The 19,126-nt window shown below is 69.0% G+C and carries 20 protein-coding genes and 1 tRNA gene; 6 read left to right on the top strand and 15 right to left on the bottom strand.

All coding sequences use genetic code 11. From position 1 onward, the window contains the following. Positions 1-4: 4 nt before the first annotated feature. From E3T33_RS15235 to E3T33_RS08680, 6 genes are all read right to left on the bottom strand, one after another. Positions 5-649, bottom strand: coding sequence for a DDE-type integrase/transposase/recombinase (locus E3T33_RS15235; RefSeq protein ID WP_166784448.1), 645 nt, complete (start codon positions 647-649; stop codon positions 5-7). Positions 650-1,029: 380 nt separating this feature from the next. Then, positions 1,030-1,434, bottom strand: coding sequence for a hypothetical protein (locus E3T33_RS08660; protein ID WP_092324205.1), 405 nt, complete (start codon positions 1,432-1,434; stop codon positions 1,030-1,032). Positions 1,435-1,590: 156 nt separating this feature from the next. Then, positions 1,591-1,662 (bottom strand) — tRNA-Gln (locus E3T33_RS08665). A gap of 99 nt (positions 1,663-1,761) precedes the next feature. Next, the gene (locus tag E3T33_RS08670; protein ID WP_134575144.1) at positions 1,762-2,433 is read right to left on the bottom strand and encodes a hypothetical protein; all 672 of its coding nucleotides are present in this window, start codon (positions 2,431-2,433) and stop codon (positions 1,762-1,764) included. A 48-nt stretch (positions 2,434-2,481) separates the two neighbouring features. Then, a complete protein-coding gene (gene gltX, locus E3T33_RS08675; protein WP_134575145.1) occupies positions 2,482-4,002 on the bottom strand; it encodes a glutamate--tRNA ligase in 1,521 nt (506 codons plus the stop codon). Positions 4,003-4,013: 11 nt separating this feature from the next. Then, on the bottom strand, positions 4,014-4,994 hold the full coding sequence (locus tag E3T33_RS08680) for a LysR family transcriptional regulator (RefSeq protein WP_092324210.1): 981 nt from the start codon (positions 4,992-4,994) through the stop codon (positions 4,014-4,016). Between the two features lie 95 nt (positions 4,995-5,089). Between E3T33_RS08680 and E3T33_RS08685 the strand changes: the two genes are divergently transcribed. Then, entirely contained in the window at positions 5,090-6,238 is a 1,149-nt protein-coding gene (locus E3T33_RS08685; protein WP_241982886.1) for an aminotransferase class V-fold PLP-dependent enzyme, read from the top strand. Between the two features lie 62 nt (positions 6,239-6,300). Here the strand turns inward: E3T33_RS08685 and E3T33_RS08690 are convergent, their stop codons facing one another. Together E3T33_RS08690 and E3T33_RS08695 are read right to left on the bottom strand one after the other, a co-directional pair. Continuing rightward, positions 6,301-7,008: a type 1 glutamine amidotransferase domain-containing protein gene (locus E3T33_RS08690; RefSeq protein WP_092324211.1), complete on the bottom strand. Its 708-nt coding sequence runs from the start codon at positions 7,006-7,008 to the stop codon at positions 6,301-6,303. Positions 7,009-7,050: 42 nt separating this feature from the next. Continuing rightward, complete coding sequence (locus E3T33_RS08695) at positions 7,051-8,064, bottom strand: NADP-dependent oxidoreductase (protein ID WP_092324213.1); 1,014 nt, start codon at positions 8,062-8,064, stop codon at positions 7,051-7,053. Positions 8,065-8,176: 112 nt separating this feature from the next. Between E3T33_RS08695 and E3T33_RS08700 the strand changes: the two genes are divergently transcribed. Together E3T33_RS08700 and E3T33_RS08705 are read left to right on the top strand one after the other, a co-directional pair. After that, on the top strand, positions 8,177-8,860 hold the full coding sequence (locus tag E3T33_RS08700) for a helix-turn-helix domain-containing protein (RefSeq protein ID WP_134575146.1): 684 nt from the start codon (positions 8,177-8,179) through the stop codon (positions 8,858-8,860). Between the two features lie 154 nt (positions 8,861-9,014). Continuing rightward, positions 9,015-10,265, top strand: coding sequence for an HNH endonuclease signature motif containing protein (locus E3T33_RS08705; protein ID WP_134575147.1), 1,251 nt, complete (start codon positions 9,015-9,017; stop codon positions 10,263-10,265). A 153-nt stretch (positions 10,266-10,418) separates the two neighbouring features. On the opposite strand, the gene E3T33_RS08710 is transcribed toward E3T33_RS08705, so the two are convergent. From E3T33_RS08710 to E3T33_RS08720, 3 genes are read right to left on the bottom strand one after another with little or no spacing between them, the layout of a single operon-like run. Then, positions 10,419-11,186, bottom strand: coding sequence for a fumarylacetoacetate hydrolase family protein (locus tag E3T33_RS08710; RefSeq protein ID WP_092324217.1), 768 nt, complete (start codon positions 11,184-11,186; stop codon positions 10,419-10,421). After that, positions 11,183-12,325, bottom strand: a complete 1,143-nt coding sequence (locus E3T33_RS08715; protein WP_198417094.1) for a branched-chain amino acid aminotransferase — start codon at positions 12,323-12,325, stop codon at positions 11,183-11,185. Before E3T33_RS08715 ends, E3T33_RS08710 begins: the two co-directional genes overlap by 4 nt. Beyond that, positions 12,322-13,428: a 3-isopropylmalate dehydrogenase gene (locus tag E3T33_RS08720; protein ID WP_092324219.1), complete on the bottom strand. Its 1,107-nt coding sequence runs from the start codon at positions 13,426-13,428 to the stop codon at positions 12,322-12,324. The genes E3T33_RS08715 and E3T33_RS08720 overlap by 4 nt, the downstream gene beginning before the upstream one ends. Before the next feature lie 102 nt (positions 13,429-13,530). Between E3T33_RS08720 and E3T33_RS08725 the strand changes: the two genes are divergently transcribed. Then, on the top strand, positions 13,531-13,782 hold the full coding sequence (locus E3T33_RS08725) for a DUF6458 family protein (protein WP_092324220.1): 252 nt from the start codon (positions 13,531-13,533) through the stop codon (positions 13,780-13,782). Positions 13,783-13,890: 108 nt separating this feature from the next. Here E3T33_RS08725 and E3T33_RS08730 read toward each other — a convergent pair whose 3' ends face one another. Next, positions 13,891-15,420, bottom strand: a complete 1,530-nt coding sequence (locus E3T33_RS08730; protein ID WP_092324222.1) for an MFS transporter — start codon at positions 15,418-15,420, stop codon at positions 13,891-13,893. Positions 15,421-15,553: 133 nt separating this feature from the next. Between E3T33_RS08730 and E3T33_RS15670 the strand changes: the two genes are divergently transcribed. Next, positions 15,554-16,147 (top strand): TetR/AcrR family transcriptional regulator, encoded by a 594-nt coding sequence (locus E3T33_RS15670; protein WP_092324223.1) that lies wholly within the window; start codon positions 15,554-15,556, stop codon positions 16,145-16,147. 32 nt (positions 16,148-16,179) lie between these two features. Here E3T33_RS15670 and serA read toward each other — a convergent pair whose 3' ends face one another. Beyond that, the gene (gene serA / locus E3T33_RS08740; RefSeq protein ID WP_092324225.1) at positions 16,180-17,772 is read right to left on the bottom strand and encodes a phosphoglycerate dehydrogenase; all 1,593 of its coding nucleotides are present in this window, start codon (positions 17,770-17,772) and stop codon (positions 16,180-16,182) included. 95 nt (positions 17,773-17,867) lie between these two features. On the opposite strand from serA, the gene E3T33_RS08745 reads away from it, so the two are divergent. After that, entirely contained in the window at positions 17,868-18,263 is a 396-nt protein-coding gene (locus E3T33_RS08745) for a DoxX family membrane protein (RefSeq protein ID WP_092324226.1), read from the top strand. Between the two features lie 92 nt (positions 18,264-18,355). On the opposite strand, the gene E3T33_RS08750 is transcribed toward E3T33_RS08745, so the two are convergent. Together E3T33_RS08750 and E3T33_RS15240 are read right to left on the bottom strand one after the other, a co-directional pair. Continuing rightward, the gene (locus tag E3T33_RS08750; RefSeq protein ID WP_092324228.1) at positions 18,356-18,721 is read right to left on the bottom strand and encodes a hypothetical protein; all 366 of its coding nucleotides are present in this window, start codon (positions 18,719-18,721) and stop codon (positions 18,356-18,358) included. Continuing rightward, positions 18,718-19,126 (bottom strand): hypothetical protein (locus E3T33_RS15240; protein WP_166784449.1); only part of this gene is annotated, 409 nt, incomplete at its 5' end. The genes E3T33_RS08750 and E3T33_RS15240, both read right to left, overlap by 4 nt.

The following is a 19,126-nucleotide window of genomic DNA, read 5'->3' on the forward strand; positions in this document are numbered from 1 at the left end:
GGAGTCACTCGGGTGAGCTTGTGACGGCTGTGTCGGGGATGTTGATTCCGACGGTGCCGGCTGGTGCGGGTGTTCTTGGTCGCGCGCGGACTCGTTCCGGGTGCTTCTGGTGATAGTGCTGCAGGGCACGGTCGCGAATGCGGTGCGCATGCTTCCAGGAACCGTCGTGCACTTGCTGGGGTGTGAACAAAGCGATGCCGGAGTGCCTGTGGGTCGTGTTGTACCAGGGCACGTAGTCGGTCAGGTGATCGCGTGCGGTCTGGAGATTGTCGAAGATCCCTGGGTAGTTCGGCCGGTACTTCATCGTGCGGAACTCGGACTCGGAGAACGGGTTGTCGTTGGAGACATAGGGCCGGTTGTGGGTCTTGGTGACATTGTGCTCTTCGAGGAGCTCGGCCAGAGCGCTCGAGCGCATCGCGGGTCCGGAGTCGGCGTGCACGAACTGTGGGGTGCCGTGTTGACGGAACGCGGTCTGGAACATCTCCACGGCGAGGTGGTCGCTCTCGCGATCTTCGACCCGCCAGCCGGTGATCTTGCGGGACCAGATGTCGATGATCGAGTACGCCTTGAACGCTTTCCCCCGCCACGGAGAGCGCAGATCGGTGATGTCCCAACTCCAAACCTGGCCAGGCCCGGTCGCTATCAACACCGGCTTCTCCCGGGGTGTTCGGGACCCACGCCTCGTGGGCACCAGGGGGCGTGCGCTCTGATCCTCGATATCGGCGGCGATACGCCACCATGGCCTGCGCCCGGCGAGCATTACACCCCGGTCCCATGCGGACGCGAACGTGTGATCGACAGAGTGTCCGCCCGCCCAGCCCGCCGTGATCTTCTCCGCGATCGCTCTCCGATCGGTTGTGGGGATACGAGACAGGTAAGCGCGATCTTTCTGCAGGACAGGCTCGGACACCCGTGCGCGGGGCGTATGCCGGTACTGCCATGTTGATCGTGCGACGCCGGCGATCGCCAACGCATTACGTTGCGAACCTGTCGTGCGCGTCAGCTCAGCTACGAGCTCGTTCTCCAACGTCAAGAATTCGACGGATCGGGGGTCGTCGGGTTGTCTGCGGGCTCTTCCTCGCTCATCGCGTGCAAGAGCCCGATAGCTTTTCCCAGCGCGGCATTGGTGTCCTCCAACTCGTGCACTCGCGCGCTCAGCCGCGCGACCTCAGCCGCGTGTGCCGCGTGCTCAGCCGCACGTGCTTTCTCCAGCGCAGTGCGCTTGCCCGGTGGAACAGTCATAGGACTACCCTCTCGCGGAATCAGCCCGCGATCGAGATCCCCCTCGTACACCGCGTCGCGCCAACGAGTGAGCGTGTGCCTCGAGACGCCGCGCTCCGCCAACCAGGCGCATTTCCGCCCGTACGGCAGCCCGTGGTACTCATGAACGAACTCGCGGATCTCCGCCGTGGTGAATCCTGGGCTTATCGACATTCCCCTGCCTCCTTCTGATCGTGAACTGACTCACAATCAGCCTGACGCAGAGGGTCGGGAATCGTTTGTGGCACCCAAAGTGGCACTTTTGGCGGTTAGCAGTATGTCTCGAAACAAAAAATGCCCCTGGTTTCCGCGGAAACTCAGGGGTTAAAGCTGGGGTACCTGGACTCGAACCAAGAACAACTGAACCAGAATCAGTCGTGTTGCCAATTACACCATACCCCAATGCCCGTTCCGAAGACCGGGCCGGGAGCTACTCTAGCCCATCCGGGCGGGCCCGGACAAACCCGCCGGTGAGTCGCGCGGGTCGCGCCGGCCTGCCCCTCAGTCGAAGCTGAACTCGTCGACGATCATGCACGTGCTGTCTCCCGAGCAGGTTGCCGTCACGGTGAGGTCGACCCCCAGGGCGTCGTCGGTGTGGATGCGGTACTCGTAGGCGGCGTCGGCCTTGAAGGCCTTCTCCGCGGCCGTCGGAAAGCCGGCGAGGTCGGCATCCGGGATGCCGTACCGGGCCGCGCGGCCCCGGAGGAGGTCGAGCGTGTTGCGGTAGCCGAGCACCCGGGTGGAATCCTCGACCCTCGCCGCGGCAAGGCGGCCGCCGGCGGTCGTGATCTCGATCGAGGTGCCGTTGAAGCGCATGCTGCCGCCCGGCCCGAGCACGGTGAGGTACTCGTAGACGCCCTCTGTGGGCGGCACGACCGTCAGTCGGCCGGAACGAGACAGCCCGAGCGGTTCGGCCGGGATCGGCACGGTGGTCGCGTCGATGGAGACCCTGCGCGTGTCGGCGATGTAGCTGAGGCCGTCGTCAGTGAAGAGCGAGGTGCCCTTGGCCGTCACCGCTCCGGCGGGGGCGGCCGTCGGGGCCGTGCCGACATCCGTGACCCGCGTGTTCACCGCAATCGTGAACGCGGCTCCGATCGCGGCCAGCAGCACCGCGGCGGGAATCCAGGATCGGATCGCCTTGCGGCGGCGCAGCTGCTCATGAGTTGGGGGCACCCGCATACTCTATGGGTGCGCGGGCGCCCCGGCCGTCGAACCGAACGGTCAGTCGACCAGCGTGGAGGCCAGGCGCGCGAGGCGCGCGACCGACTCCGTCTTGCCCAGGATCTCCATCGACTCGAACAGAGGCGGCGACACGCGCCGGCCGGAGACGGCCACCCGCAACGGTCCGAAGGCGACGCGGGGCTTGAGGCCCAGCCCGTCGATCAGCGTCTCGGTGAGCGTCGTGTGCACGCGGTCGGTGTTCCAGTCCGTCTCGGGGATGTCCAGGAGGGCGGCACTGGACGCGGCCAGGATCTCGCGGGCGTTCGCCGGGAGCGATTTGAGGGCATCCGCCTGGTATTCGAGCACGTCACCGGCGGTGAAGAGGAAGCCGAGCATGCCGGGCGCTTCGCCCAGCAGCGCGATGCGCTCCTGCACGAGGGGCGCTGCCGCCGTGAGGATGGCCTGCTCCTCGGCGCTGAGCGGCTCGCTGATGTCGCCGGCAGCGACGAGGTACGGAACGACCCGCTTCGCGAAGTCGGCGGGATCGAGCAGGCGGATGTGGTCACCGTTGATCGACTCGGCCTTCTTGAGGTCGAACCGGGCCGGGTTCGGCAGCACGTCGGCGACGTCGAACGCGGCGATCATCTCGTCGATCGAGAAGATGTCGCGGTCGCTGGCGAGCGACCAGCCGAGCAGCGAGAGGTAGTTGACGAGCCCCTCCGGGATGAAGCCGCGGGCGCGGTGGTGGAACAGGTTGGACTCGGGATCGCGCTTGGAGAGCTTCTTGTTGCCCTCGCCCATCACGTAGGGCAGGTGCCCGAAGCGCGGGATGAAGGTGGTCAGCCCGATGTCGATCAGCGCGTGGTACAACGCGATCTGCCTGGGCGTGGAGGAGAGCAGGTCCTCGCCGCGCAGCACGTGCGTGACGCCCATCAGCGCGTCGTCGACGGGGTTCACGAACGGGTAGAGCGGATGTCCGTTGGGCCGCACCAGCACGAAGTCGCTGAACGAACCGGCCGGGAAGGTGATCTCGCCGCGGACCAGGTCGTCGAAGGAGGTGTCGCCGCCCGGCACCTTGAGGCGGAGCGCCGGCTTGCGGCCCTCTGCGCGGTAGGCGGCCTTCTGCTCCTCGGTCAGGTTGCGCTCGAAGTTGTCGTAGCCCGTCTTCGGGTCGCGGCCGAGCGAGACGTTGCGCAGCTCGATCTCCTCGCCGGTGGCGAAGCTCTCGTAGAGGTGGCCGGAGACCTTGAGCTGCTCGATCACATCGCGGTAGATGTCGTAGCGCTGCGACTGGCGGTACGGCGCGTGCGGTCCGCCAACGTCGACGCCCTCGTCCGAGTCGAGTCGCAGCCAGCGCAACGCGTCGAGCAGCTGCAGGTAGCTTTCCTCGGTGTCGCGGGCCGGATCCGTGTCCTCGACCCGGAAGATGAACTTTCCGCCGGTGTGCCGGGCGTAGGCCCAGTTGAACAGGGCCGTGCGGATCAGCCCGACGTGCGGCGTTCCGGTGGGCGACGGGCAGAACCGAACACGGACATCGCTGCCGGTTGCGGTGGACACGGGGTATGAACTGGTCTCAGACATCACCCCCGATTCTACGCGTCGTTCGCCCCGGCGCCGGGGACCGCGGAATCGGGGGCCGACGGGTCGGGGGCCGCGAGCGCACCCAGCTGGCGCAGGGTCGCAGCGAGGGCCGGGACCCGGGTCGCCCCGGATGCGGTCACGGCGTGCACCGTGCGCTGGTCCCGGCCGGTCGTCGGCCGGATCACGATCCCGGCACGGACGCCGACGGATTCGACGGCGAGCATCGGCAGCATCGCGACGCCGATCCCCGCCTCTACCAGGCCCAGCACGGCCGCCACGTTGTCGGTCTCGTAGGCGATGCGGGGCGCGAAACCCTGGCGGCCGCAGAGCTCGAGGAGGTGGCCGCGGCACCGCGGGCATCCGCCGATCCAGTTCTCCTCGGCAAGGTCGCCGAGGTCGACGGCGTCGCGGCCGGCCAGCCGATGCGTCGTCGGCAGCACGAGCATCATCTCGTCGCGCCGCAGGGCGGTCACGGCCAGCCCCTCCGTGCCGGCGCGGTGCGGGTCGACCCGGTCGCCGGGGTAGCTGAAGGTGATCGCCAGGTCAGCCCGATGCTCGCGGACCGCGGCGACGGCCTCCGGCGGCTCCGCTTCCAGGTAGGTGATCCGGATGCCGGGGTGCCGCTCCGCCATGACGGCGAGCAGCCTGGGGACGAGAGCCGCGGACGCCGAGGGGAACGCGGCCAGTCGCACCCGGCCGGCGCGCAGGCCCTGCAGCTCGGCCAGTTCCCCGGCCGCGGCCTCCAGGGCGCTGGTGACGGCGACCGCGTGCCTGGCGAGCACGCTCCCGGCCTCGGTGAGTCGCACCGTGCGCCCGACGCGCTCGATCACGGCCATCCCGAGACGTTGTTCGAGTCGCTTGAGCTGCTGGCTGACGGCGGGCTGGCTGTAGCCGAGCGCGATCGCGGCGGCGGTGATCGAACCGTGCTCGGCCAGCGCGCGGACGACGCGCAGCGAGTGGGAGTCAAGATCGGACGGAGCGATGCGGGGCATCTGCGAAGAATAGCCGATGACGAATAACGGATGCTTATGCTTTGCATCGATCACTGGTCATTGTTGAATGAATGGCCCGGGCGCAGGCTTGACGTATGGACCCCGCACCATCCCCCACCGTCCCGCCCCCCGGCACCGCCATGCCCTCCGCCACCATTCCGCCCTCCGCGGGCATCGCAGCGTCCGGCCCGCGTGCCCGGCTCGGTGTCCGCGAGGCGCGCGGCCGGTTCAGCGGCGGGCGCGGCTACCTCGCCGCGTGCACGCTGGGCCTGCCGACCCGGGAGACCCTCGCTGCCATGCGGGCCGACGCCGAGGAGTGGTCGCTCGGCCGGGCCGACGCCGCGAGGTACGGCGCGGTGGTCGAGCGGGTTCGGTCGGGGTATGCGGGCCTGGTGAGCGTGCCCGTCGGCGCCGTCGCGATCGGCTCGCAGGCATCCGTCATGGCCGGACTTGTCGCGGCGAGCGTGCCGGACGGCGCCGAGGTGCTGTGCGTCGACGGCGACTTCAGCTCGATGGTGTTCCCGTTCCTCAGCCAGCGGCACCGCGGGGTGACCGTGCGCCATGTGCCCCTCGGCGAGCTGGCCGGGAGCATCACTGCGAACACGTGGCTCGTCGCCTGGTCGCTCGTGCAATCGGCCACAGGAGCGATCGCCGACACGGAGGCCATCGTGGCGGCCGCGCACCGGTCAGGCACGTTCACCCTGTGCGATACGACGCAGGCGGCCGGCTGGATGCCCGTCGACGCGTCGCGGTTCGACGCGACGATCTGCCACAGCTATAAGTGGCTGTGCGCTCCGCGCGGGGCGGCCTTCCTCACCGTGAGCGCGCGGCTGGCCGAAGAGCTCAACCCCGCGCAGGCCGGCTGGTACGCCGGCGAGTCGCCCTGGGCATCCTGTTACGGCCCGGAGATGAATCTCGCGACCGACGCCCGCCGCTTCGACGTCTCCCCGGCGTGGCCGGCCTGGGTGGGCGCCGAACCCGCGATCGAGCTGTTCCGGAGCCTCGACCTGGCCGAGGTCCGCGCCCACGCCGTGGGGCTCGGCGACGCGCTCTGCGACGGCCTGGGGATCGACCGGCTCGGCCAGGCCATCGTGAGCTGGCCGGATGCCGACGGCCAGGGCCTCGGGCGCCTCACCGCCGCGGGGCTGGTCGCGTCCGGTCGCGCCGGCCGTGCCCGCGTGGCGTTCCACCTCTGGAACGACGAGGACGACGTCGCCGACGCGCTGACGGCCCTCGGCCGCTGACTGGCCGCTGGCTGGCCGCTGGCCATGCTCCTGACCGGCTCGCAAGCCGGTCAGGAGCTGAATCAGGCCTGAGCGGCAACGGCCTTGATGATCGCCGTGGCGAGAGCGGCGGAGGAGGCGGGGTTCTGACCCGTGTACAGGTTCCGGTCGATCTCCATGTGCTCGCCCCAGGGTGCCCCGGCGACGAAGTCGGCTCCGAGTTCGACCAGGCGGCTCTGCACGAGCCAGGGCGCCTTCGGGGCAAGCCCGCCCAGTGTCTCTTCCTCGTCGGTGAACCCGGTCATCCGGTAGCCGGTGAACGGCCAGGTTCCGTCGTCGCGACGCGCGGCGAGAAGTGCTGCCGGGGCGTGGCACAGCACACCGAGGATGCGACCCGAGTCGAGGGCCTCGGTCAGGATGCGGCCGGAGACTGCGTCGACCGCGAGGTCTTCCATCGGGCCGTGGCCGCCGGGGTAGAAGACGACGTCGTAGTCGGTGACGACGACATCGGAGATCGAGCGCGGCTCGTCGAGCTCGGAGCCGATCGACCCGAGATAGTCGACGATTTCGGCGGCCCGATCGACTCCTCCGGCGGCCTGGGGAGACAGGCTGCCGGCGTCGATGGTCGGGGCGACCCCGCCCGGGGTCGCGATCGTGATCTGCCAGCCGGCATCCGCGAACTGCCGGTGCGGCTCGGCGAGCTCCTCGGCCCAGTAACCGGTCGGGTGCAGCGTGCCGTCGTTGAGGGTCCAGTGGTCAGCGGCACTGACGACGAAAAGTACGGAATTCATGGGTTCTCCAAAGTGGTCTGGGGTGGATGAGTTGAGCGCGGTTTAGGCCGTGCGGACGACCATCTTGCCGGTGTTCTCGCCGCGCATCAGACCGAGGAATGCCCGGGCCGTGTTGTCGATCCCGTCGACGACGGTCTCGTCGAAGACGACCTCGCCGTTCGCGAGCCAGCCGGACATGTCGGCGGAGAAGGCCGGGAAGTGCTGCACGTAGTTGCCGACGGTGAACCCCTTCAGGCTCAGTCCGCGGGTGATGATGTTGGACATGTTGCGCGGTCCGGCGGGGGCATCGGTGCTGTTGTACAGCGAGATTGCGCCGCACAGCGCGGCCCGGCCGCCGTTGTTGAACGCCCCTAGCGCGGCTTCGAGGTGGTCGCCTCCGACATTGTCGAAGTACACGTCGATGCCCTCGGGTGCCGCGGCGGCGAGCTGGTTGGCGAGCGAGCCGTCCTTGTAGTTGAATGCGTCGTCGAAGCCGTACTTCTCGGTCAGGAGCGCGACCTTCTCGGCCGAGCCGGCGGAGCCGATCACGCGCCCGGCGCCCTTGAGCCTCGCGATCTGCCCGACCATGGTGCCGACGGCCCCGGCCGCACCGGACACGAACACCGTGTCGCCTTCCTTGAGGCCGGCGATCTCGAGCAGGCCGACGTACGCGGTGAGGGCGGTCATGCCGAGCACGCCGAGATAGGCGGAGAGTGGGACGCCTGGGATTTCGGGGACAACGCGGAACCCGGAGGCATCCTCCTGCACCAGGTCGCGCCAGCCGTGCTGGTGCACGACCACGTCGCCGACGGCGACGGCGTCAGAGGCGGATGCGATCACCCGGCCGACGGCCCCGCCGGTCATGGTCGCGCCGAGCGCGTAGGGCGCAGCGTAGGACTTGGCGTCGTTCATCCGTCCGCGCATGTAGGGGTCGACCGAGACGAACTCGTTGGCCACGCGCACCTGGCCCGGAGCGAGGTCGGGCAGGGTCACCTGCACCGTGCGGAAGTCGGCGGCGGTGGGCCAGCCGACCGGGCGGGCGACGAGCTGGGTCTGGGTGCTGATGGATGAGGCCATGGATGACTCCTCTGTTGCGTGTGGAACGAAGGTGTTTTTGGAACGACTGGTCCACTATATAGTGGACTGAGCGATACACAAACTGAACGAGACACGAACAGGAGGGCTCACCGTGGGACGGATCCAGGCATTCGACACCGTCGCCGTCGTTCAGGCCGCGCGCGACCTGTTCTGGGACAAAGGCTACGAGGCGACCTCGCTCGCCGACCTGGAGGCGGCGACCGGGCTGGCTCGATCGAGCCTCTATCACGCCTTCGGCAGCAAGCGCGGGCTCTTCGACGCGGCGGTTGCGGACTACCTCGATACGGTCATCCGGCCCAGGCTGCAGGTGTTGCTGACCGGCGCGACCGACACGAGCGCACTGCTCGCGTACCTCGACGGGCTGCGTCTCGCGGTGCAGAGGCGCGCGGACGCCTCAGACGGCTCGGACAGCCCGGACGGCTCCCGCGGCTCGAACAACTCGGGCGACTCCCGCGGCTCGGGCAACTCCCCCACGCGCGGCTGCCTTCTCATCAATTGCGCTGCAGGCCTGGCCGCCCATGACGACCCCGCCCGCGAGGTCGTCGACGGATACCGGGCCGAACTCGTGGCCGCGCTCAAGCATGCCCTCCTCTCGGCCGGGGCCGGGCGGCCCTTCCAGCCGACGCTCGTCGATGAGCGAGCGCGAACCCTCGCCTCCTTCACGATGAGCGCCATGCTTCTCGCCCGGGTCAACACGGACGAATCGGCAGCACTTCTGGAAACGGCATCCGGCCTGGTGCGGTCCTGGATGCCCGAGGTCGGGTCGACGGCGTAGCCCCGAGTTGGCCGGAGGCGGCAGCCCGGTCTGCCGGGCCCGTCGGCCACTCCTCCACAGCCGCCGATCAGGCGGAGTTATCCACAGGAATTACGAGCTTGACCGGGTTATTCAGTCGTCGAGGAATGTCAGTGGGTACCCGGAGAATAGCTGCATGGACCCCCGCAATGCGCTCCAGCTGGCCTCCGTCGGCGACATCGTCGATGCGGTCGTCGCGGCGGATCGGCTGCTCGCGACGGTGAGCGCCCACCGGGCTGAACTCATCGACGAGGCGCGGCGGCGAAGCGAGCTGAGCGAAGCGACAACCGCCCGGCCGGCGGGCGCCCGGTGGGACGCCCGCACCATGGCGCGACGCGAGCTCCTGTCCGAGCTTGCCTGCGCACTCCGTCTCCCCCAGCGCAGCATGGAAACCCTGCTTGCCGAGAGCGAGGCCCTGGTGCACGAGTTGCCGGCCACCATGTCGGCGCTTCGCGCGGGCGAGATCAGCTACCGGCACGCGAAGGCCATGATCGATCACGCGGGGTCGCTCCCCGCCGAATCACGGAAAGGGTTCGAGGAGGCCCTGCTGCCGCAAGCGAGTCGGCTCACCGTCGCCAAGTTCGACGGCACGGCGCGAAAGGCCAGGGAGCGCACTCATCCCGAGACGATCAGCACGAGGCACGAGAAATGCGCCGGCGACAGGGCTGTGCAGCTCGTGCCCGCCCGCGACGGAATGGCCTGGTTGAACGCATACCTGCCCACCGCCACCGCGCACTCCATCTACAACCGGATCAGCGATCTCGCGATCAGTCTCCAACGGCCCGACGAGACGCGCACCCTCACCCAGCTCAGGGCCGACGTGCTGTCAGAGCTGTTGATCGACGGTGTCGGTGCGCCCGGCACTCCGTCCGCCGGCCTCGGCCAGGGCGTCCGCGCTACGGTGCTGATCACCGTTCCGGTCATGACCCTCCTCGGCCACAGCGAGGAACCCGGCCACCTCGAAGGCTACGGACCGATCGACCCGGAAACCGCCAGGCGCCTGGCCGCGAAGGCGCCCAGCTTCATACGCATCCTCACCCACCCCGAGACCGGATGTGTGCTGTCGGTCGGCCGATCCCGCTACAAGGTGCCCAAAGACCTCCGCCGCTGGCTCAGGGTGCGCGACGAAACCTGCCGGTTCCCCGGCTGCAACCGCAGTGCCTCCCGCTGCGACATCGACCATGGCCTCGACTGGCAGTTCGGCGGGCGCACCGACTCCGACAACCTGGCCAATCTCTGCCCACCCGATCACGAGCTGAAAAGCGAGACCGGCTGGAGCGTCAAACACGCCAGGGACGGCACCCTGAACTGGACCTCCCCCGGCGGCCGAACCTACAGCACCGACCCCGCGACCCCGATGGGGCCCGCCCCGCCCCCGCCGTTCTAGGCCTCGCCGGCTCCTGCACTCCCTCGCCGAACCGTGAGTTTGGCACCTTCCCGAGCACAACGAAGGTGCCGAACTCACGGTTCGGCGAGAGGGCGAGAGGGCGAGAGGGCGAGAGGCGAGAGGAGGTAGGAGGTTGGATGTAGGAGGGCGGGGCTACCGCGCGCGGCGCACCGGGTTCGACAGCGTGCCGATGCCCGGGATCTCGACCAGGACGGTGTCGCCGTCGGCGATGGCCCGGGAACGACCGGACGCGCCGGTCAGGATGACGTCGCCGGGCAGCATCGTGAAGACGCCCGAGACGAAGGAGACGAGCTCCGCGATCGAGTGGCGCATCAGTGCGATGTCGTCGCTCTGCACGTCCTCGCCGTTGACCTGGCCACGGATGACCGCCGCCGCGGCGTCGAACTCGGTGTCAATGACCGGCCCGAGGGGGCAGAACGAGTCGAAGCCCTTCGCCCTGGCCGGCTGCCCGTCGCGCTCCTGCAACTCGTGCGCGGTGACGTCGATCCCCACCGTGTAGCCGAGGATCACGTCTGCGGCCTGCTCGACCGGCACATTCTTCGCGATCTTGCCGATGACGATCCCGAGCACGCCTTCGGCCCGCACGTCGTTCACTCCGGCCGGGAGCACGATCGGGTCGCCGGGTCCGACGACGGCGGTGTTCGGCTTGAGGAACAGCACCGGTTCGCCCGGCTCCCCGTCCGCCTTCTCGTGCGCAGTGAGGAACGCGGCATTGGCCACCCCGACGATCTTCGACCGCGGGATCACCGGGACGAGCAGGCGCACGTCGTGCAGCGCCACCCGCTCCCCCGTCGGGTCGTAGCCGGCGAACATCGGATCGCCCTTGAGCACGACGAGTTCGTCCTCATCGACGATGCCGAACGCGATGATCTCCCCGCGGCTGAACCGCGCGATCTTCATGCCCGGGATTCCGGGGCGTCGAGCCGGGTGAGCCAGCCGTGGCGGTCGGGGCGACGGCCGTACTGGATGTCGGTGAGCTCCTGGCGGATCGCCATGGTGATTTCCCCGGCGGGCGCGTCGGCGTCGCCGATCTCCAGGTCCTTGCCCTTGAGCTGGGCGATCGGGGTCACGACGGCGGCGGTGCCGCAGGCGAAGACCTCGGTTATGGCGCCGGATGCCACGCCGTCGCGCCACTCGTCGAGAGTCACCTCGCGCTCTTCCACGGTCATCCCGCGGTCACGGGCGAGCTGCATGATGCTGTCGCGGGTGACGCCCTCGAGGATCGACCCGGTCAGTCGCGGCGTGACGAGCGTGTCGGTGCCGTGCACGAAGAACACGTTCATGCCGCCGAGTTCGTCGATGCGGGTGCCCGTCTCGCCGTCGAGGAAGAGCACCTGCGCGCATCCGTTCTCGTTCGCCTCCATCTGCGGAAGCAGCGACGCGGCGTAGTTGCCGCCGCACTTGGCGGCTCCGGTGCCGCCGCGCCCGGCGCGGGAGTAGTCGGCCGCCAGCCAGATCTTCACGGGGGCCACGCCGCCGTGGAAGTAGGCACCGGCCGGGCTGGCGATCACGTAGTAGCCCACCTTGTGCGCGGCGCGCACTCCGAGGAAGGTCTCGTTGGCGATCATGAACGGGCGCAGGTACAGGCTCGTCTCGGGAGCGGATGGCACCCAGTCGCCGTCGACGGCAACAATCTGCTTGATCGATTCGATGAAGTCGCGGGCGGGCAGCTCAGGCAGGGCGAGACGGCGTGCGGAACGCTGCATCCGCTCGGCGTTCTTCTCCGGGCGGAAGGTCCAGATCGAGCCGTCGGCGTGCCGGTAGGCCTTGAGTCCCTCGAAGATCTCCTGCGCGTAGTGCAGCACGGATGACGCCGGGTCGAGCATCAGCGGGCCGTACGCGGTGACGCGGGCGTCGTGCCAGCCCTCGTCGAGGGTCCAGTCGATCGTCACCATGTGATCGGTGAAGTTCTTGCCGAAGCCGGGGTCGGCGAGGATGGCCTCGCGCTCGGCGGCCGAGCGCGCGTGGGTCGACGGAGTGACGGTGAAGGTCAGCGGCGCTCGTTCGGTGGCAGCGGTCGCGGCAATTGTCTGGCTCACTGGAGTCCCTTTTCTGTCGGACGGGTCACGATGGTCTCGGTCAGGCGGGTCACGATCGCATCGCCCACATCGGCGGTGCTGCGCGGGGCCGAGTCAACGCCCCGGTCGGCGCGGTCGGCGATATCGGCGGTGACCGCCGCCTTCACCCGGGCGCCGGCCTCGGTCAGGCCGAGGTGGTCGAGCAGGAGCGCGACCGAGAGGATGGCTGCGGTGGGGTCGGCGAGTTGCTTGCCGGCGATGTCCGGAGCGGAACCGTGCACCGGCTCGAACATGCTGGGGAAGCGGCCGTCGGGGTTGATGTTCCCGGAGGCGGCAAGCCCGATGCCGCCGCTGATCGCCGCTGCCAGGTCGGTGAGGATGTCGCCGAACAGGTTGTCGGTGACGATCACGTCGAACCGGCTGGGCTGGGTGACCATGAAGATGGTCGCGGCGTCGACGTGCAGGTAGTCGACCGTGACATCCGGGTACTCGGTGGCCACGGCCAGCACGATCCGCTGCCACAGGCTCCCGGCGAAGACGAGCACGTTGGTCTTGTGCACGAGCGTCAGCCTGCGGGCGGGCCGCCCCTGCGCCACGGCGAACGCGTGGCGCACGACCCTTTCGACGCCGAAGGCCGTGTTGACCGACACCTCATTGGCCACCTCGTGCGAGGTGCCCTGGCGGATGGACCCGCCGTTGCCGACATACGGGCCCTCCGTTCCCTCGCGCACGACGACGAAGTCGACGGCACCGGGTGCCGCGAGCGGGCCGGGCACGCCGGGGAAGATCACGCTGGGGCGCAGGTTCACATAGTGGTCGAGCGAGAAGCGCAGCCCCAGCAGCAGACCACGCTCGATGTTCGCGTCGGCGAGCCGCGGATCGCCCGGAACCCCGCCCACTGCGCCAAGAAGAATCGCGTCGTGCGAAGCGATTGCTGCCAGGTCCGCGTCGGTCAGCACGTCGCCGGTTTCGAGGAACCTGGCCGCCCCGAGCGAGAACTCGGTCTTCTCGAAGGTGACCTCCTCGCGGGCGGTCACGGCATCCAGAACCTTGACTGCTTCGGCGATGACCTCGGGGCCAATCCCGTCTCCGGGGATGACAGCAAGCTTGATTTGACGTGACATTCGGCTCCGTATGTCTGAAAGTAACCAGTAGATAAACCCTACTGCCGCGAATCGTGTGTCTAAGCTGGACCAACCCTGACAACCGAAAGAAAGCAGAACACCATGAGTATCGGACTGGGAATTTTCCTTTTCGTCGTTGGCGCCATCCTTGTCTTCGCCCTCAACGTCAGCGTTGATGTCATCAACCTCGACCTCGTCGGCTACATCCTGATGGGTGCCGGAGCGGTCATCACGATCCTGGGTCTCGTCCTGATGACCCGCAAGCGCAGCAGCGTCGTCACCACGCGCAGCGCCGTTGACCCCGCCAGCGGCGAGCAGGTCACCCGCCACGAGAACAAGGCCAACGACATCTAAGTCAACGACATGCACGTGCGCGGCATCTAACCGTTCGACCAACGGTTCACGCACGAGGGAGGCCCCGGGGATCGCTCCCCGGGGCCTCTTCCCTGTCACGGACACCGCTTACCGGGCCTTGCGCAGCGTCAACCGGGCCACGCCGGCCGCCAGCAGCACGAGAGCGACCCCGATCCAGGCGCTGGGCCCGATTCCGCTGCCGAAGGCCGCCCGCGCCGACTCCAGGAGCGCCGCCGCGGCATCCGTCGGAAGCCCGGCGGCCACCGACACCGCGCCGCCGAGCGTCTCCCCTGCCGCGGCCTGCTCGGGGCTGGTCAGCCCATCGGGAAGCACAACGGCGTTGCGGTAGGAAGCGGTGAGGATCGAGCCGAGGACTGCCGTGCCGAGCACCGCGCCCAGCTCGTAGGCGGTCTCCCCGACGGCCGCGGCCGCGCCCATCTTCTCGGCCGGGGCGTTCGTCACGATGAGTTCGTTGGAGACCGTCTCCGCGGCTCCGATCCCGATGCCGAGGGCCACGAAGACCAGGGCCATGCCGACCGCATCGAGCGAGTCTCCGACCAGGGCGACGGCCGCGTAACCGCCGGCCGACACCAGCAGCGCGAGCGGGACAAGCACCGAGGGTCGCACCCGCCGGGCGATCGGCACGACGAGCAGGCCGGCGATCATCATGGTGACCAGGCCCGGCACGAGAACCACGCCCGCGTTCAGCGGCGACAGGCCCAGCACGAGCTGCAGGTACTGCGAGACGAAGAACAGCCCGCCGACGAGCGCGACCACGCTGAGCAGGTTGACGCCCACCGCCCCGCTGAACGCACCGCGGCGGAACAGCCGCAGGTCGAGCATGGGCTGGACGAGCCTGCGCTGCCGGCGCACGAAGAGGATGCCGAAACCGACTCCGAGCAGGATCGGCGCGAGGGTGGCGGGGCCAGGTCCGTGCTCCGCGACCACCTTGATGCCGAAGACGATGGGCAGCATCGTCACGATCGAGAACAGGATGCTCGGCACATCGATTCGCCCGGGATTCGGATCCCGGGACTCGGGGACGAGGAACGGCGCGAGCGCGAGCAGCGGCAGGAGCAGCGGAACGGCCAGGAGGAAAACCGAGCCCCAGGCGAAGTGCTGCAACAGCACCCCGCCCACGACGGGGCCGAGGGCGCTTCCGGCGGCGAAACCACTCGCCCAGACCGCGATGGCCAGTCGCCGCTGGTCGCGGTCGACGAAGACGGAGCGCAGCAGCGACAGGGTCGGCGGCATGAGCATGGCGCCGAAGATTCCGAGCACGGCCCGCGCCGCGATGAGCCACTCGATGGTCGGTGCCGCCGCCGCAACCACGGAGACCGCGCCGAAGCCGGCCGAGCCGATCAGCAGCAGCCGGCGCCGCCCGATCCGGTCACCGAGGCTGCCCATCGCGACGAGCAGCCCGGCCAGCATGAGCGGGTAGACGTCGATCATCCAGAGCAGTTGCGCGCCGGTGGGGCCGAGGTCCTCCGAGATCGCGGGCAGGGCGAGGTTGAGCACGGTGTTGTCGATCGACACCAGGAGCACCGGCAGCATGAGCACGGCCAGCGCCCACCACTGCCGGCGTCGGCGTGCGGCGACGTGCAGGGGCGAAGATGCGGTAATCGTAGGGCGTGACATGAACGGGCGGCTTTCTGGACTCGTGTTGCATTTACTATACCGTCCAGACGGTATAGTCATCCAGTGGGCAGGCTTGGCGCTCGCCTGAGCGGCGTGAGATCCGGCGAGGCAGGCGCCTCGGTACGATGGCCGCATGGCCTTGTCCTCCCCCGCACCGTCCACCCCCGCCTCCTCCCTCGCCGCGGTCCCCACCCGGGACCGGATCCTCGACGCCTTGGTGGCCGTGCTGATCGACCAGGGTGAGCGCGCCGCGACGCTGGATGCCGTCGCCGCCGCCGCCGGGGTGTCCAAGGGCGGCCTGCTCTATCACTTCGCCTCGAAGGATGCCCTCGTGGACGGCTTGATCGCGCGCCTCCGCGCGCTCGTCGGGGTCGACATCGACAACATCCGCTCGGCCCCGGCCGGCGTGGTCGACTATCTCATTCGCACCTCGGTCAGCGAGGGCACGCCCCTGGACCGGGCGATCGTCGCGGTCGCCCGGCTGGCGCAGGGGTCACATCCGAGCGCGAACCAGGCGCTCGCGGACATCCGTCGCCAGTGGCTCGCCGTCGTCGAGGAAGCCGTGGGCGACCCCGGCACGGCGGAGGCGATCATGCTGATCAGCGACGGCCTGTACTACGAGTCGACGCTGGCACACCCGGGCGCGCCGGCGACATCCGGCCAGGACGCCGCCGCGCTCGACCGGCTTCTCGGAGTGATCGAACGGCTGACCGCCACTGGGACCTGACGGCAGCGCTCGTAGGGCGAGCGCCCGTCGCGCTAGTCGGTGAGGTCGATCTCCACCAGGATGTCGGCCTCAATCGCGTCGCGCACGCTGGCCAGGAGACTGGCCGGAACCGGCGAGTCCACGGTCAGGATACTGAGCGCCTTGCCTCCGGCAACGTGGCGGGCGATCTGCATGCCGGCGATGTTGATCTGGGCATCGCCGAACTCGCGGCCGTAGACGGCCACGATGCCCGGGCGGTCCGTGTAGAGCATGACGATGAGGTTCTTCGCGAACGGGACCTCGACCTCGTAGCCGTTGACCTCGACGATCTTCTCCGCCTGCTTGGTGCCGGTCAGCGTGCCGGAGACGGAGACCTGCGAGCCGTCGGCGAGGGCGCCGCGCAGCGTGATCACGTTGCGGTATTCGGGCGACTCGGCCTCGGTGATCAGGCGCACGCTGACGCCGCGCTGCTCGGCGAGGAGCGGCGCGTTCACGTAGGACACGGTCTCGCTCACGACATTGGTGAAGATGCCCTTGAGCGCGGCCAGGCGGAGCACACTGACGTCGTAGTCGACAAGCTCGCCGCGCACCTCGACGTCGACACTCGTGAGCGGGCTGTGCTGCGCGAGCCCGGAGAACACCTGGCCGAGCTTCTCCACCAGCGGGATGCCGGGGCGAACATACGGGTCGATGACGCCGCCGGCGACGTTGACCGCGTCGGGCACGAGCTCGCCGGACAACGCCAGGCGCACCGACCTCGCGACGGAGACCCCGGCCTTCTCCTGGGCCTCGTCGGTCGACGCGCCGAGGTGGGGCGTGGTGATGATGTTGTCCAGGCCGAGCAGCGGAGATCCGGTCGGCGGCTCGCTGACGAACACGTCGAGGCCCGCGCCGGCGATCGTGCCGGTGGTCAGCGCCGTGAACAGGTCGTCCTCGTCGATCAGCCCGCCGCGGGCGACGTTGACGACGAACGCGGTCGGCTTCATCAGCTTGAACTGCGCCTCGCCGATCATGCCGGTGGTCTCCGGCGTCTTCGGCATGTGGATCGTGATGAAGTCGGACTGCGCGAGCAGTTCGTCCAGGCTGACCGGCACGACCCCGAGCTGCTGCGCCCGGGCCGACGTGATGTAGGGGTCATAGGCGATGACGTTGGTGCCGAACGCCTGCATACGGGCCGCGATGAGCGCGCCGATGCGGCCCAGCCCGATGATGCCGATGGTCTTTTCATACAGCTCGACACCGGTGTACGTGGAACGCTTCCACTGCCCCTCGGCCAGGGCGCCGTGCGCGGCCGGGATGTGGCGGGCCAGGCTGATGATGTGGCCGACGGTGAGTTCGGCGGCCGAGATGATGTTCGAGGTGGGCGCGTTGACGACCATGACGCCGGCGGTGGTGGCCGCCTTGATGTCGACGTTGTCGAGGCCGACGCCGGCGCGGGCGATGACCTTCAGCAGCGGCGCGGCCGCAATCGCCTCGGCATCCACCTTCGTCGCCGACCGCACGAGGATGGCGTGCGCCGTCGCAAGCTCGGCGATCAGCGCGACACGGTCCGTGCCGTCGACCTGGCGCACGTCGAAATCGGGGCCGAGGGCGTCGACGGTAGCGGGCGAGAGTTCTTCGGCGATCAGGACGACAGGCTTCGACACGAAAAGGGATCCTTCGTTTGCGACAGGCAAGGGATGTGCGCCGCGACCGTGGGGCGCCAGATACCAAATCAGCCTACTGGCTGCACAATGGACCGATGAGCAGCGTTACGTTTCCCGGCATCCAGTTGGCCCTCCGCCTGGTGCTGGCCCTCCTCTTCGTGGTGGCGGGAACCGCGCATTTTCTGCCCGGCGTGCAGCGCACAATGGCGGCGATGGTGCCGCCTCGCCTGCGCTGGAGCGGATTCGCCAACCCGCGCAACCTCGTCATCTTCACCGGGCTCTGCGAACTGGCCGGAGGAATCGGACTGCTCTACCCGCCGACGATTATGACGTCCGGCGTCTGCCTGGTGGTGTTCCTCGCCCTCGTCTTCCCGGCGAACGCGTATGCCGCCCGCCACCCGGAGCGTTTCGGGCGGGTCTCCATCCCCCTCGTGCCGCGCCTCATCGGCCAGCTCGCCCTGATGGTCCTCATCGCTCTCGCGATCGCCTAAAACCCCCGCGAAACCGCAGTTGTGCGCGCTAAAACGCCCGAATAACGCGCACAACTGCGGTTTCGCGGGGAGAGGACGGGGAGTGATGGGGGTTAGAGGAGGAGGGCGCCGAGGCCGAAGGTGAAGATGTCGAGGGTGAGCGCGGCGACCAGGCAGAGCCCGACGAGGAAGAGCACGGCCCGGGCCACGGCCGTGCGGCCCCGGCCGAGCCGGAATGCCAGCGCATAGACGACCACGGGCAGCAGAACACCGCCGATGAGCACGGCCCACGCGCCGCCGTTCAGTTGCGTGTCGAGGCCCTGCGCGGCGAGGTTGAGGCCGACCAGATTGGTGACGGCCTCCCAGACGTCCCAGGCGAAGAAGAGCCCGAAGAAGATGGCGATGGTGAGGCTCACCCACTGCGGCGTGGGTCGCCCGGTGCGGGCGGCCTCGACCTTCGCCTCGGATGCGTCGCTCATGAGATACCTCCGGTGCCGAGAATGAATGGGAGCGGCGCGAGCAGCACCGCGCCGGCGAGGAGCCAGCTGATGCGCGCGTTGCCGTGCCCGGAGGTGAGCCAGTAGGTCGCACCGAACCAGGCGGCGGGCGCCGCCACGGCGAGCCCAAGCCCCAGCGAAAACATGAACCTGGCCACCGGCTCGATCAGCGAGTTCTCGATCCGGCCGACGCCGAGGAACCAGCCGATCGTGTACAGCAGGTAGATCCCGGCGAAAACGCCCAGGGCGATAAGCGCGGCCGAACTCGCCGGGGCCGCTGCCTCGCGTGCCGCCTGCGCCTCCACCGCGGTCGTCGGCCCGGCGACGGACCACCCGTCCGGGATGTCGGCCGGCGGCTCGGCCTCGGGCGCCGGCTCGGGCGCCGGC

Source organism: Cryobacterium sp. TMT1-2-1 (genome assembly GCF_004403955.1).
Taxonomy (GTDB): Bacteria; Actinomycetota; Actinomycetes; order Actinomycetales; family Microbacteriaceae; genus Cryobacterium; species Cryobacterium psychrotolerans.